The organism is Pseudomonas sp. FG86, assembly GCF_057808775.1.
On sequence record NZ_JBMDIS010000029.1, the window covers coordinates 63,136 to 77,927 of the forward strand.

The 14,792-nt window shown below is 63.7% G+C and carries 10 protein-coding genes and 1 pseudogene; 8 read left to right on the top strand and 3 right to left on the bottom strand.

All coding sequences use genetic code 11. The annotated features are described in order from the left end of the window. Nucleotides 1–16 precede the first annotated feature (16 nt). Nucleotides 17–802, bottom strand: a complete 786-nt coding sequence (locus ACODSV_RS19300; protein WP_069076378.1) for a DeoR/GlpR family DNA-binding transcription regulator — start codon at nt 800–802, stop codon at nt 17–19. Between the two features lie 121 nt (nt 803–923). Here ACODSV_RS19300 and ACODSV_RS19305 point away from each other — a divergent pair, with 121 nt between their 5' ends. Next, on the top strand, nt 924–2,099 hold the full coding sequence (locus ACODSV_RS19305; protein WP_150056468.1) for an alpha-hydroxy acid oxidase: 1,176 nt from the start codon (nt 924–926) through the stop codon (nt 2,097–2,099). A gap of 177 nt (nt 2,100–2,276) precedes the next feature. Here the strand turns inward: ACODSV_RS19305 and ACODSV_RS19310 are convergent, their stop codons facing one another. Next, complete coding sequence (locus ACODSV_RS19310) at nt 2,277–3,203, bottom strand: alpha/beta hydrolase (protein WP_024075050.1); 927 nt, start codon at nt 3,201–3,203, stop codon at nt 2,277–2,279. A 113-nt stretch (nt 3,204–3,316) separates the two neighbouring features. Further along, nucleotides 3,317–3,478, bottom strand: a pseudogene (locus ACODSV_RS19315) (diguanylate cyclase); the annotation flags it as partial. A gap of 163 nt (nt 3,479–3,641) precedes the next feature. Between ACODSV_RS19315 and ACODSV_RS19320 the strand changes: the two are divergent. The 7 genes from ACODSV_RS19320 (at nt 3,642) to uvrA (ending at nt 14,629) form a co-directional block, all read left to right on the top strand. Continuing rightward, nucleotides 3,642–4,229: an NUDIX domain-containing protein gene (locus tag ACODSV_RS19320; RefSeq protein WP_150056467.1), complete on the top strand. Its 588-nt coding sequence runs from the start codon at nt 3,642–3,644 to the stop codon at nt 4,227–4,229. A 216-nt stretch (nt 4,230–4,445) separates the two neighbouring features. Further along, on the top strand, nt 4,446–5,063 hold the full coding sequence (gene lexA / locus ACODSV_RS19325; protein WP_024075053.1) for a transcriptional repressor LexA: 618 nt from the start codon (nt 4,446–4,448) through the stop codon (nt 5,061–5,063). Next, a complete protein-coding gene (gene imuA, locus ACODSV_RS19330; RefSeq protein ID WP_024075054.1) occupies nt 5,063–5,677 on the top strand; it encodes a translesion DNA synthesis-associated protein ImuA in 615 nt (204 codons plus the stop codon). The genes lexA and imuA overlap by 1 nt, the downstream gene beginning before the upstream one ends. Before the next feature lie 7 nt (nt 5,678–5,684). Next, nucleotides 5,685–7,097, top strand: a complete 1,413-nt coding sequence (locus ACODSV_RS19335; protein WP_150054571.1) for a Y-family DNA polymerase — start codon at nt 5,685–5,687, stop codon at nt 7,095–7,097. Nucleotides 7,098–7,140: 43 nt separating this feature from the next. After that, nucleotides 7,141–10,212: an error-prone DNA polymerase gene (locus ACODSV_RS19340; protein ID WP_069076375.1), complete on the top strand. Its 3,072-nt coding sequence runs from the start codon at nt 7,141–7,143 to the stop codon at nt 10,210–10,212. Nucleotides 10,213–10,338: 126 nt separating this feature from the next. Continuing rightward, the gene (locus ACODSV_RS19345; protein WP_150054570.1) at nt 10,339–12,054 is read left to right on the top strand and encodes an ATP-binding protein; all 1,716 of its coding nucleotides are present in this window, start codon (nt 10,339–10,341) and stop codon (nt 12,052–12,054) included. Nucleotides 12,055–12,109: 55 nt separating this feature from the next. Then, the gene (gene uvrA, locus ACODSV_RS19350; protein WP_150054572.1) at nt 12,110–14,629 is read left to right on the top strand and encodes an excinuclease ABC subunit UvrA; all 2,520 of its coding nucleotides are present in this window, start codon (nt 12,110–12,112) and stop codon (nt 14,627–14,629) included. Nucleotides 14,630–14,792 lie beyond the last annotated feature (163 nt).

Consider the following 14,792-nt stretch of genomic DNA (forward strand, 5'->3'; position numbering starts at 1 on the left):
TTGGGTGCCCCTGTTCCTACTCGACCTCGACCCGTATCACTTCCAGCCCTAGCTGCTCATACGCCTCGATACCCGGCACGTGCCATTCGGTAATCAGCGTATGGATACGGTTGCACGGCGCCACCACAAAAGGTTCCACGGCACCGAGTTTGTCCGCCATGGTCACCGCCACCACATGGGACGCGCTGTCGAGCAACGCTTGCTTGACCGCCACTTCATCAAAATGCAGCGAGCTGATGCCGACCTGCGGATGCAGCGCGCACACCCCGGTAAACAGCAGGTCGGCCTTGATGCCCTGGATCAGGCGCACGGTTTCCTGGCCGCTGGTGGACAAGGTCGCGGGGTTGAGTTGGCCGCCGGCGAGGATGATTTTCACCTGGGGATGATCGGCCAGGGCGATGGCGATCATCGGTGACGGGGTGACCACGGTCAGGCGGATCGAGTGCGGCAAGGCCTGGGCGATGCGCAGTGTGGTGGAGCCGGAATCGAACAGCACGATCTGGCCGTCTTCCACACGATCGGCCGCCAGTTGCGCCAGGTGGTGCTTGGCCTCGTTGGTCTCGCCGACACGGGTGAAGAAGTCCTTGCCGCTGTCCTTGGGCCGGGGCAGGGCGCCGCCGTGCACGCGTTGCAACAGGCCGGCCGCGGCCAGTTCGCCGAGGTCACGGCGAATGGTGTCGTGGGAGACGGCAAAGTGTTCCACCAAGTCGGAGGCCGTGACTTTGCCGTCACGTTCCAGCAATAACAGGATCTTTTGTTTGCGCAACGAAGGCAGGTCAACGGCTTGATGGGTGTTGTGCATGTTTGTGCGTCTTTTTGCGGGTTTGTGCGAGATTAGTCGTCCGTCGATATAAACGCAATGGCTGGTTGCGCGGGCGATGGGCGGTTACTCTCGACGTTCAGTTCAGGGAGAGGTGACCCCGATGTCGTTGATCACAACCATCGAAGACTTACGCAAGCTGGCACAGAAACGTGTCCCCAGGATGTTTTACGACTACGCCGATTCCGGCTCCTGGACTGAGAGCACCTACCGGGCCAATGAAAGCGATTTTGCCCGCATCAAATTCCGCCAGCGCGTGGCGCGCAACATCGATGAGCGCTCGATCCGCGCCACCATGATCGGCCAGGACATGGCCATGCCGGTCGCCCTGGCGCCCACTGGCCTGGCCGGCATGCAGCATGCCGATGGCGAGATTCTCACCGCCCGCGCTGCGGCCGCTTTTGGCTTGCGCTATACCCTGTCGACCATGAGCATCTGCTCCCTGGAAGACATCGCCGAACAGGTCGGCCAACCGTTCTGGTTCCAGTTGTATGTGATGCGCGACCGTGGGTTTATCGAGCAATTGATCGAGCGCGCCAAGGCGGCCGGCGTGGATGCGCTGGTGTTGACCCTGGACCTGCAGATACTCGGGCAACGCCACAAGGACCTGGTCAACGGTCTGTCGGCACCGCCCAAGCTCACCCTGCCAAATATCCTCAACATGATGACCAAGCCGCGCTGGGTGATGGGCATGCTCGGTACCAAGCGCCATGGCTTCGGCAATATCGTGGGGCATGTGAAGGGCGTGGCGGACATGAGTTCGCTGTCGTCGTGGACCGCCCAGCAATTCGACCCGCGCCTGAGTTGGGACGATGTGGAATGGATCAAGAAGTGCTGGGGCGGCAAGTTGATTATCAAGGGCATCCTCGATGTGGAAGATGCGCGCCTGGCCGCCAATTCCGGCGCCGATGCGCTGGTGGTGAGCAACCACGGCGGGCGCCAGCTGGACGGGGCTCCGTCGAGCATCAGCCAGTTGCCGGCGATTGTCGACGCGGTGGGCGAGCGCATTGAAGTGTGGCTCGACGGCGGCATTCGTTCCGGTCAGGACGTGCTCAAGGCGATGGCCTTGGGCGCCAAGGGCACCATGATCGGTCGTCCGCATTTGTATGGCTTGGGCGCCATGGGCGAAGCGGGGGTGACCAAGGCACTGGACATCATTGCCCGTGAGTTGGACGTGTCGATGGCGCTGTGCGGGTATAACGATATACGCGATGTGAATCGCGAGATTCTGCTGCCAGGGTCCTTTCCCGAAGGGGCAGGCTGCGCAAAAAAATCATAAAAAAGTGAAAAGAGTTGTCCACGAAAACCGTGGGTATCTCTGTGGATAACTTTGCCGGGGCCCGGCAGGGTTGGCGATTTAACCCAAGGTTAATATTTGATCAACTTGTGGCGAGGGCCAGCATGGGCTGGGTTTGCGCTTGACAGGCTCGCGCGAACCCAGTGCCGAAAACCTTTTTTATGACTCGTTATTGCGCCCTGTGGCGTGGGTGACAACCTGTGCCGGCATCTTCGCCCGCATCAGGTTGTCCAGCGCCTGGCGATAGCTGCGGCCGGCCAGGCTCATGCTGTTGTTGTGGCTGGCGCCGGGCACCAGCAGCAACCGTTTGGGCTCCTGGGCCGCGTCAAATAGTTGCTGGCTGAAACGCGGGGGCACGTAGCGATCGTCCAGGCCATGGACCACCAGCAGCGGCATATGGATGTCGGCAATCTTGTCGATGGAGTCGAATTTTTGCGAGAGCAACCAGCGCACGGGCAACGACGTGTTCGCCACGGCCGTGGCCACATCCGCCAGGGAGGTGAAGGTGGACTCGACCACCAGCCCGCGCACCGGCAGCGGCGTTTGCCTGCCCAGCTCGGCCGCCAGGTCGATCGCCACCGCGCCACCCAGGGAGTGCCCGTAGATCAGGCGTTTGTTCGGGTCGGGCTGCAACACCTGGAAGCGTTCCCACGCAATGCGCGCGTCCTCGTATACCGTGGTTTCCGAAGGCAGGTCACCGTGGCTCTGGCCAAAACCGCGATAGTCGATAGCCAGCACCGAGAAGCCCAACGCATGTAATTGCTCGATGCGAAACAACTGCCCGGTGAGGTTCCAGCGCACGCCGTGCAGGTACAGGATCGCCGGAGCATCCTTGTGCTCCGCCGGGTACCACCAGCCATGAATGTTCTGCCCTGATTTGAAACGGGTGGGCTTGAGTTCGAATTCCTGCACCGCCCTGGGCAAGCCGCTGTACCAACTGGCGGTACCGGGCTCGATGCGAAACACCAGCTCGCGTTCCTTGTGCTGGAGCACCGAGCAGCCCACGGGTAAACCTACGATCAACAGGAGCATGCACAGCAGGGGAAACCAGCGTAGGCCCAGGCGCGACATAAAACGAGATGACATCGAAGGTTCCAAGGCAAAGGTGAAGGACGGTTTTTAACAGAAGGCTTGTCGGTACAGGAATTAATTCGACAACCGCGAAGGGCGATTGCTTGCAAAGTGTTACAGCATGGTGCTCAGGCCGTCTCGACCACTTGCACCCGATTACGCCCCCGCGCCTTGGCCAGGTACAGCGCCTGGTCGGCCTGGGACAGCAAGTGCGAAAGGTCATCGCCTGCGGTGCGGGTGGTCACGATCCCGATACTCACGCTGAGGAAGCCCGGTGCGAGCAGGTCCAGGCGGTCCAGTTCATCGCCGCGCTGAGCAGCAATACCCCATTGCCCAGGATCAGCGCGACAAAGTCCATCCCCACCCCGCGCGCGATTGTAGCGGTATGCGACGCGCTTGACGCTGGTGTTGCCATCACGACATGCTCACGCTCCTTTGAGCTAAGGCCTGACCATGGATAACAGTCCCGTTCGCATCACTGCCGAAGAGACCCTCTCTGACAATTGGTATGTTTTGAAGAAGTACAGCTTCGACCTGCGCCGCCGGGATGGCAGCTGGCAGGCCCAGACCCGCGAGGTGTACGACCGGGGCAATGGCGCGACCATCCTGCTGTACAACCGCACACAGCGCACGGTGCTGCTGATTCGTCAGTTCCGCATGCCCACCTTCGTCAACGATTACCACGGTTACCTGATCGAAGCGGCGGCCGGGTTGCTGGACAACGCCAGCCCAGAAGAGCGCATTCGCCTGGAAGCCGAGGAAGAGACGGGGTATCGGGTGGGGCACGTAGAGAAGGTCTACGCAGCGTTCATGAGCCCGGGGTCGGTGACGGAGCGGATTCACTTTTTTATCGGTGAGTACCAGGCGGGGGATCGGGTAGGGACCGGTGGCGGGCTCGAAGAGGAGGGGGAGGATATCGAGGTGCTGGAGCTGGGGTTTGAGCGGGCGCTGGCGATGGTGGCGAGGGGGGAGATTGTGGATGGGAAGACCATTATGTTGCTGCAGCATTTGGAGTTGCGGATGTTGAAAGAGGGCTGGTGAGGGGGATGCGTTCGGCCAGCGTGTGTGACGGGGCGATTTGAGATCAAACGCCAAAGCGCGACGGCCTGAAAGCCGACCGGAGTTGTGCCTGGTGTGCTCGGTAAAAAATGTGGGAGGGGGCTTGCCCCCGATAGCAGTGTGTCAGCCACCAGATGCCTCCACTGACACTCCCCCCCGACTACCGGCTATTGTCAGAAATTTCCCGCAGGAGTACAAATGTACTCCATGACAAACCTGACCCCCCGCCGTACCGCCATCCTGACCTTCATCCGCGACCGCATCGCGCAGCAAGGCCAACCCCCCAGCCTCGCCGAGATCGCCGAGGCGTTTGGCTTCGCCTCCCGCAGCGTCGCACGCAAACACGTGGTGGCCCTGACTGAAGCCGGCTTCATCGAGGTCAACCCCAACCAGGCCCGTGGTATTCGCTTGCTCAACCAACCCGCCCGCCCCGAATGGCTGGACGTCCCCGTTCTCGGTCGAGTCGCTGCAGGCTTGCCCATCGGCACCGATGCCGAAGTCCACAACCGCCTGCAACTCGACCCCGCCACCTTTGCGAAAACCCCGGATTACCTGTTGCGGGTCCAGGGCGATTCGATGATCGAAGACGGCATCCTCGACGGTGACCTGGTCGGCGTGCGCCGCAGTGCCGAAGCGTTGAACGGCCAGATTGTGGTCGCGCGCCTGGACGGTGAAGTCACCATCAAACGCTTCGAACGTCACGGCGACCATGTCCGCCTGCTGCCCCGCAACCCGGCGTATCAACCCATCGTGGTAGGCCCCGACCAGGACCTGGCTATCGAAGGGGTGTTCTGCGGCCTGGTGAGGCAAGGCTGATGGGCGCCGTCGTAGCACTGGACTCGCTGTTCAATGGCGGCCGCGTCTGGAAGGGCCGGCCCGCCGTGCCTCCGGCCAGTGTGCACCCCACGGGGCTGGCGGCGCTGGATGCGGTGCTGCCCACGGGCGGCTGGCCGGAGTCGGCCCTGAGCGAAATCCTCATGGCCAAGGACGGTGTGGGCGAGTTGCAACTGGTGCTGCCCACCCTGGCGCGCTTATCGGCCGCCGGGGAACGCATTGTGCTGGTGGCGCCGCCCTACACGCCGTACCCCCACGCCTGGCAGAACGCCGGGGTGGATTTGCGTCAGCTTTCGGTGGTCCAGGCCGAAGAGCGCGACGCCTTGTGGGCGGTGGAGCAGTGCCTGCGTTCCGGCAGTTGCGGCGCTGTGTTGTGCTGGCCGCGCAAGGCCGATGACCGGGCATTGCGCCGTTTGCAGGTGGCGGCCGAAACCGGGCAGACCCTGGCGTTTGCCTGGCGCGCCTTGAGCGAGGCGATCAATGCGTCGCCTGCGGCCCTGCGCCTGGCCGTGGAGGCCAAGCCCGCGCAAGTGCGGGTGCTCAAGTGTCGAGGCGGGCTTGCTCATCCGGCGCCGATTGCGCTGGCCGGGCACTGAGGTTGATATGCGCTGGGTGTGTATTGTCTTCCCGCAATTGGCGCTGGACGGGGTGCAGCGCCTGCATCCCGAGGCGGATCAGCCCTTGGCGTTGCTGGCCGGTACGCCGCAGCGGCGCGTGTTGCAAACCGTCAACGCGGCCGCCCGTGCATTGGGCCTGCGCCCCGGCCAGTCGCTGACGGCGGCGCAGGCCCTGGCCAAGGGTTTTGCCTGCGCCGAGTACGACCCGGTGGAGATCGAGCGTTGGCAGCAGTTTCTGGCGGCCTGGGCCTACCAGTTCAGTTCCCAGGTCAGTGTGTTCTACCCCCGCGCGCTGCTGTTTGAAATCGAATCGAGCCTGGGGCTGTTCGGGCCATGGCCGCGTTTCGAAGCGCGCTTGCGCAAGGAACTGAACGAGCTGGGCTTTCGTCACCGCATCGTCGCCGCGCCCAACCCGGCGGCGGCGCGCGTGCTGGCCAATCTCTACGATGGGTTGGCCGTAGACGATGACGCCTTGATGCAGGCCCTGGCGCCGTTGCCTATCGACCGCGCCGGCCTCGAGCCGCAGGCCGCCATGGCCTTGTCACGCATGGGTCTGCGCACCTTGGCCCAAGTGCAGGCGTTGCCCCGGCATACCCTGGCGCGGCGCTTTGAGGCCAGCGTGCTCAAGCACCTGGATGCTCTTGGCGGATACCGGCCGCTGGCCCTGGCGTTCTATCAACCGCCGGACCGCTTCGATGTACGCATCGAGCTGAACTTCGACGTGCAATCCCACCAGGCGTTGCTATTCCCCTTGCGCCGGCTGACCGGCGACCTGTCGGCTTTCCTCTGCGGCCGCGACAGCGGCGTACAGCGTTTTGACCTGCACCTGGAGCACGCCCAGGCGCCGGACAGCGTGATCAAGGTTGGCCTGCTCAGCGCCGAACGTGAGCCGGCGATGCTCTTCGAACTGGCCCGCGGTCGCCTCGAGCACGTGCAGGTCACGTCACCGGTGCGCGGCTTTCGCCTGGTGGCCCAGGACCTGCCGGTGTTCGTGCCGCAGCGCAAGGACCTGTTCGACGACCGCCCGCAGCAGACCCTACCCTGGGAACAGCTGCGCGAACGCTTGCGTGCACGGCTGGGGGATGATGCGGTACAAGGCCTGCGTTTTCACGCTGACCACCGCCCTGAATGCGCCTGGCAAGCGGCCGCCGACAGCCGCCCGTGCCCAAGCCTGGACAAGGTGCAGCGCCCCGGCTGGTTGCTCAACGAACCGATCTTGCTGGCCGAGCAGGGCGTGCAGGTCTTGATGGGGCCGGAGCGTATCGAATCCGGCTGGTGGGATGGCGCCGATATCCGTCGCGACTACTACCTGATCCAGACCCGCGCCGGCCAGCAAGGCTGGGCCTACCGCACCGTGGGGCAACACGATGGGTTGTGGCTGCAAGGCTGGTTCGCATGAACCACCGCAGGCTGTCGCCACCTTCCCACCGTGAGCTGCAAGCATGAGCTACGCCGAACTGCACTGCCTGTCCAACTTCAGTTTCCAACGCGGCGCCTCCAGCGCGCTGGAGTTGTTCGAGCGGGCCAAGCGCCAGGGCTACAGCGCGCTGGCGATCACCGACGAATGCACCCTGGCGGGTATCGTGCGGGCCTGGCAGGCGGCTAAGGCGGTGGAGTTGCCGTTGATTATCGGCAGCGAGATGCGCATCGAAAACGGCCCGAAGCTGGTGCTGCTGGTGGAAAACCTCAGCGGCTACCAGCACTTGTGCCGTTTGATCACCCTGGCCCGACGGCGGGCGGAAAAGGGTCGCTATCGCCTGCTGCAAGAGGACTTCGAGCAACCCCTGCCTGGGTTACTGGCGCTATGGGTCGCCGCAGACAGCGACACCCAGGCCTCGATCCAATGGTTGCGCCGCACCTTCGCCGAGCGCCTGTGGCTGGCGGTGCATCTGCATTGTGGCCAGGACGATGCGCGCCTCCTGGAACAACGCCTGCACCTGGCCGCCAGCCTGCAACTTCCCGCAGTGGCCTGCGGCGATGTGCATATGCATGCGCGCGGCCGCCGCGCCCTGCAAGACACCATGACCGCCATCCGCTATCACGTGCCGGTGGCCGAAGCGGGTACGCGGTTGCACCCCAATGGCGAGCGGCATTTGCGCAGCCTGGAGGCCTTGGCCGCGTTGTACCCGCAAGCCTTGCTCGACGAAACCCAGGCGATTGCCCGCCGCTGCACCTTCGACCTCGGCCAGTTGCGCTACCAATACCCGCGCGAACTGGTGCCCGAAGGCCAAAGCGCGAAAACCTGGCTGCGCACCCTCACCGAAGAAGGCATTGCCCAGCGCTGGCCAGAGGGTGTCGACGCCAAGACCTTGCAGCAGATCAACCACGAGCTGCAGTTGATCAGTGAGCTGGGCTACGAAAGCTATTTCCTCACGGTGCATGACATCGTGCGCTTCGCCCGCAGCCGTTCGATCCTGTGCCAGGGGCGCGGCTCGGCGGCCAACTCGGCAGTGTGTTTTGCTTTAGGCATTACCGAGATCAACCCGAGCCTGATGAACATGCTGTTCGAGCGCTTCCTGTCCAAGGAGCGCAATGAGCCGCCGGACATCGACGTGGACTTCGAACACGAACGCCGCGAAGAAGTGCTGCAATACGTGTTCCAGCGCTATGGCCGTACGCGCGCGGCCCTCACGGCGGTGGTCAGCAGTTACCACGCAGCCGGCGCGGTGCGCGACGTGGCCAAGGCCCTGGGGTTGCCGCCCGACCAGGTCAACGCCCTGGCCGAATGCTGCGGGCGCTGGAGTGATGAGGCACCGCCGCTGGAGCGCCTGCGTGAAAGTGGTTTCGACCCTGAAAGCCCAGCGTTGCGCCGGGTACTTACGTTGACCCGGCAACTGATCGGCTTCCCCCGGCACCTGTCCCAGCACCCCGGGGGTTTCGTGATTTCCGAACACCCGCTGGATACGTTGGTGCCGGTGGAAAATGCCGCCATGGCCGATCGCACGATCATCCAGTGGGACAAGGATGACCTCGACGCCGTTGGCCTGCTCAAGGTGGATATCCTCGCCTTGGGCATGCTCAGCGCGATCCGCCGTTGTTTCGACCTGCTGCGCCGCCATCGCCACCGCGACCTGTCGTTGGCGACGATCCCTAAGGAAGACCCGGCCACCTACGCAATGATCAGCAAGGCCGACACCATCGGTGTGTTCCAGATCGAGTCGCGGGCGCAAATGTCGATGTTGCCCCGGCTCAAGCCGCAGAACTTTTATGACCTGGTGATCGAGGTTGCCATCGTGCGCCCTGGGCCGATCCAGGGCGGCATGGTGCATCCGTACCTGCGTCGGCGTAACAAAGAAGAGCCCACCACCTACCCGTCGCCGCAGCTCAAGACGGTGTTGGAACGAACATTGGGCGTGCCGCTGTTCCAGGAGCAGGTGATGCAAATCGCCATCGTCGCCGCCGACTATACCCCCGGCGAGGCCGACCAGTTGCGCCGTTCCATGGCCGCCTGGAAACGTCACGGCGGGCTGGAACCCCATCAAGTGCGCCTGCGCAACGGCATGCTGAAAAATGGCTACAGCGAAGCCTTTGCCGCGCAGATCTTCGAGCAGATCAAGGGCTTTGGCAGCTACGGGTTCCCCGAGTCCCACGCGGCCAGTTTCGCCTTGCTGACCTACGCCAGTTGCTGGCTCAAATGCCATGAGCCGGCGGCGTTCGCCTGTGCGCTGATCAACAGCTGGCCCATGGGGTTTTACAGCCCGGACCAGATCCTGCAGGACGCCCGCCGCCATCGCTTGCAGATTCGTCCGGTAGACGTGCAGGCCAGTGACTGGGAGTGCAGCCTGGAACCCATCGACGGCCAGCAACCGGCGATCCGCCTGGGCTTGCGTATGATTTCCGGGTTTCGCGAAGAGGATGGGCGGCGTATCGAAGCGGCCCGCCAGCACCGCGCCTTCAGCGATGTGGCCGATCTCGACGAACGCGCCGGGCTGGACGCCCGCGCCGAGGCCTTGCTGGCGGATGCCGGTGCCTTGCGCGCGTTGGCCGGCAACCGGCACCAGGCACGCTGGGATGTGGCGGGGGTGCACAAGCAACTTGGGTTATTTGCCGGCTTGCCCAGCCCCGATGAAGCGCGGGTGGCGTTGCCGGTGCCCACGGTGGGGGAGGACTTGCAGGCCGATTACGTCACGGTCGGCACCACCCTCGGCCCCCATCCGTTAGCGCTGCTGCGTGATGAGCTGCGCAAGCGGCGCTGTCGCAGCTCGAACGAACTGCTGGCGGTGGAGCATGGGCGCAATGTCAGCGTCGCCGGGCTGGTGACCGGTCGCCAGCGCCCCGGCACCGCCAGCGGCGTGACCTTCGTCACCCTGGAAGATGAGTTCGGCAATCTGAACGTGGTGGTGTGGCGCGATCTGGCAGAACGCCAGCGCGCAGCCTTGGTGAATTCGCGGCTACTCAAGGTGGACGGGCGCTGGGAAGCGGTGGGCGAGGTACGGCACCTGATCGCCGGGCGCCTGACCGACCTGACGCCGCTGTTGGACGGCATTCCTGTGCGCAGCCGGGATTTTCACTGAGGGGAGTTGCCCAGTTCACGACGGATGAGCTATATGCAATGAAACGATTTATTACAGTCAGGCTCCAAGTTTTTATCAGTGGAACTGCACCACCGATCAATGTTTCTCTGCACCAAGAGCCTATCGATGCCTTTTTTATCCAACACCCACGGCTGTGAAGGCTGGGGCGGTGAAATGGCCCAGCGAATCCGTGCCTTCGACTGGTCGCACACCGACCTGGGCCCGCTGGATCGCTGGTCCACCAGCCTGGCCTGCACCGTGCAGATGATGCTGGCGTCGCCCGTGCCCATGGTGATGCTGTGGGGGCCGGCCGGCTACATGATCTACAACGACAGCTATTCCGTGTTTGCCGGTGGCCGTCATCCGTATTTGCTGGGCACGCCGGTGGAGCTGGGCTGGCCGGAAGTCGCCGACTTCAATCGGCATGTCGTGGACACTTGCCTGGCGGGTGGCACTTTGTCCTATCACAACAAGGAGCTGGTGTTGCTGCGCAACGGCCAGCCGGAAAACGTATGGCTGGATCTGTATTACAGCCCGGTCGCCGGAGATGACCAGCAGCCGGCCGGGGTCTTGGCGATCGTGGTGGAGACCACCGCCCACGTGATTTCCGAGCGCTTGCGCCAGGAGCTGACCCACAACCTGGAGCAGCGCGTTGCCGCCGAAGTGCAGGCGCGCTCCGCCGCCGAAGAGCAACTGCGCCAGTCGCAAAAACTCGAAGCCATTGGCGGCCTGACCGGTGGCGTGGCCCACGACTTCAATAACCTGCTGCAAGTGATCGCCGGCAACTTGCACCTGTTGGCCCGCCATGAGCCGGAAAACCCCCGGGTGCAGCGTCGTGTCAACGCTGCAATTGCGGCGGTGGAGCGCGGTGCCAAGCTGTCCTCGCAATTGCTCGCGTTTGCGCGTCGCCAACCGCTGTCACCGGCGGTCTACAACCCGCAGCGTATCTACGCCGGTCTCGGCGAATTGTTGCAACGTGCATTGGGTGAAACCATCCATGTCGATGTGCAACTGCCCCAGGATTCCTGGTGCATCCACGTCGACCGCAACCAACTGGAAAACGCACTGCTGAACCTGGCGATCAATGCCCGGGATGCCATGAAAGGCGAGGGCGTGATTCGTATCACCGGCGAAAATATCATCCTCAACCCCAAGGATTGCGTCGGTAAAAGCCTGCAGCCCGGCGAGTATGTGCGCCTGGCGGTCACGGATATCGGCGTGGGTATGCCGGCGTCGATTCTGTCGCGGGTGTTCGAGCCGTTCTTTACCACCAAGCGCGATGGCCACGGTACGGGCCTGGGCCTGAGCATGGTGTTCGGGTTTGTCCGGCAAAGTGGCGGCCATGTCGAGGTGTGGAGCGAGGAAGGCAAGGGCACCGTGGTGCAAATGTATTTCCCGCGCAGCCTGGGCGAGGAGTGCCAGGAGATCGAACCCGAGCCGGTATCCCATGCCGCAGGTCAAGAGACCATTCTGGTGGTGGAGGACAACGAGGGCGTGCGATTGACCGTCGTGGAACTGCTGGAACAGGCTGGCTATACCGTGCTGACCGCTGAAGACGGCGACCGGGCGATGCAGAGGCTGTTGGACGGAATGCGCCCCGATCTTATTTTTACCGACGTGGTGATGCCCGGCCGCGTCAAAAGTACCGACCTGGCGGACTGGGCCCGCGCCCAGCAACCGCCGGTGGCGGTGCTATTCACCTCGGGGCATACCCGCGACATTCTCTCCACCAACCACCTGCTCAGTGCCGACATTCATCTGCTGAGCAAACCCTACAGCCCCGAAGCCCTGACGCAACGGTTGCGCAGCGTGCTTACCGCCCGTGTGGCTCAGACCGATTGAACGAGCCCCCGCCCGGCAGGCTCCGAACCAGGACCTGCCCATGACAAGGTTGACCATGACTTCACAGCGCACCCTCCCTCCGCTCACTGCTCAACGGCCCGGGTTTGTCCGGGTTCGCGGCGCCCGCGAACATAACCTGCGCAATGTCGATGTGGACATTCCACGGGATGCCCTGGTGGTGTTTACCGGGGTGTCGGGTTCGGGCAAGTCGTCGCTGGCCTTTTCCACGGTGTACGCCGAGGCCCAGCGCCGCTATTTCGAGTCGGTGGCGCCCTATGCACGGCGCCTGATCGACCAGGTCGGCGTACCCGATGTGGACTCCATCGAAGGCTTGCCTCCGGCTGTGGCCCTGCAACAGCAGCGCGGTACGCCGAGTGCGCGTTCGTCGGTGGGCAGCGTGACGACCTTGTCCAGCCTGATCCGCATGCTGTATTCCCGCGCCGGCCACTATCCGCCGGGCCAGGCGATGCTGTATGCCGAAGACTTTTCGCCGAACCTGCCCCAGGGCGCCTGTCCGCAATGCCATGGCCTGGGCCGTGTGTATGAAGTGACCGAGGCGCTGATGGTGCCCGATCCGTCGCTGACCATTCGCCAGCGCGCCGTGGCGTCCTGGCCGCTGGCATGGCAAGGCCAGAACCTGCGCGACATCCTGGTGACCCTGGGTTATGACGTCGACATTCCCTGGCGCGACCTGCCGAAAAAGCAGCGCGACTGGATTTTGTTCACCGAAGAAACCCCGACCGTGCCGGTGTATGCCGGCTTCACCCCGGAGCAGACGCGCGACGCGCTCAAACGCAAGCTGGAGCCGAGTTACCAAGGCACTTTCAGTGGTGCGCGGCGCTATATCCTGCACACCTTCACCCACACCCAAAGCGCGCTGATGAAAAAGCGCGTCGCGCAATTTATGCAAGGCAGTGCCTGCCCGTTGTGCGCTGGCAAGCGGCTGACCCAGGCAGCGTTGTCGGTAAAGTTTGCCGGGGTGGATATCGGTGAGTTGTCGCAACTGTCGCTGGTACAACTGGCCGAGCTGCTGCGGCCGGTGGCGGCGGGGCAGGACACGATGAAGCTGTCGGTGGAAAAGCGCCTGGCTGCCCAGCGCATTGCCCAGGACCTGTTGGAGCGGGTCAGCACCTTGATCGAACTGGGCCTGGGGTATCTGTCCCTGGAGCGCAGCACGCCGACCTTGTCGTCCGGGGAGTTGCAGCGCTTACGCCTGGCGACCCAATTGGGCTCACAGTTGTTTGGTGTGATCTATGTGTTGGATGAGCCGTCGGCCGGGCTGCATCCCGCGGACGGTGAGGCGTTGTTCACCGCGCTTGAACGTTTGAAAGCGGCGGGCAACTCATTGTTTGTGGTGGAGCATGACCTGGAAACCATGCGCCGCGCTGACTGGCTGATCGACGTCGGCCCGGCGGCGGGTGAGCATGGCGGGCAAGTGTTGTACAGCGGGCCACCCGCCGGCTTGGCGGCGGTCGAGGCGTCGCAGACCCGCGAGTACCTGTTTGCCGAGCGACGCCCGTCGACGGCGTCGCAACGTCCACCCCAGGGTTGGTTGCAGCTCGAAGGCGTGACGCGCAATAACCTCAATGACTTGAGCGTGGCGTTCCCTCTGGGCTGCTTCACGGCGGTGACCGGTGTTTCTGGCTCGGGCAAGTCCAGCCTGGTCAGCCAGGCGTTGCTGGAACTGGTCGGCAGCGGCCTTGGCCGCGTGCCGGACAACGACGAGGAACGCAGCCTGGAAGATGACGTGCCGCAAACCAGTGGCGGGCATATCAGCGCCGGGCTGGAACACCTGCGCCGCCTGGTGCAGGTTGACCAGAAGCCCATCGGCCGTACCCCGCGTTCCAACCTGGCGACCTACACCGGGCTGTTCGACAACGTGCGCAAACTGTTCGCCGCCACGCCGGCGGCGAAGAAGCGCCATTACGATGCCGGCCAGTTCTCGTTCAACGTCGCCAAGGGCCGCTGCGCGCATTGCGAGGGCGAAGGGTTTGTCAGCGTTGAATTACTGTTCATGCCCAGCGTGTATGCCCCCTGCCCGACGTGCCATGGGGCGCGCTACAACCCCGAAACCCTGGCGATCCAATGGCAAGGCCTGAACATTGCGCAAGTGCTGGGGCTGACCGTGGAGCAGGCGGTGGACGTGTTTGCCGAACAACCGGGCGTCCTGCGTTCACTGCACGTACTGCGTGATATCGGCCTGGGTTACCTGCGCCTGGGCCAACCGGCGACCGAACTGTCGGGCGGTGAAGCGCAACGCATCAAGCTCGCCACTGAACTGCAACGCAATGCCCGTGGCGCCACCCTGTATGTGCTGGATGAGCCGACCACCGGCTTGCATCCACGGGATGTCGACCGCTTGCTCAGCCAGCTCAATCAGTTGGTGGACGCCGGGCATACGGTGGTTGTGGTGGAGCATGAAATGCGCGTGGTGGCCCAGAGTGACTGGGTGATCGATATCGGGCCGGGGGCAGGGGACATGGGCGGCAAGGTAGTCGCCAGCGGCGCACCGCAGAAGGTGGCCAGGAGCAAGAAGAGCCGCACCGCGCCGTTCCTTGCCAAAGAACTGCCCTGAATGCGGGAGGGGCGGAGCGACGCTTCGAGCGCATTTTTGTGGTGAGCGGGCTTGCCCTGATGCCGATCAGTTAAGGAGGAACACTGTAACTGTGGCCAGCGGGCTTGTTGTGGCGAGCGGGCTTGCCCTAATGCCGTTCAGTTAAGGCTTTTTTGTAGGAGCG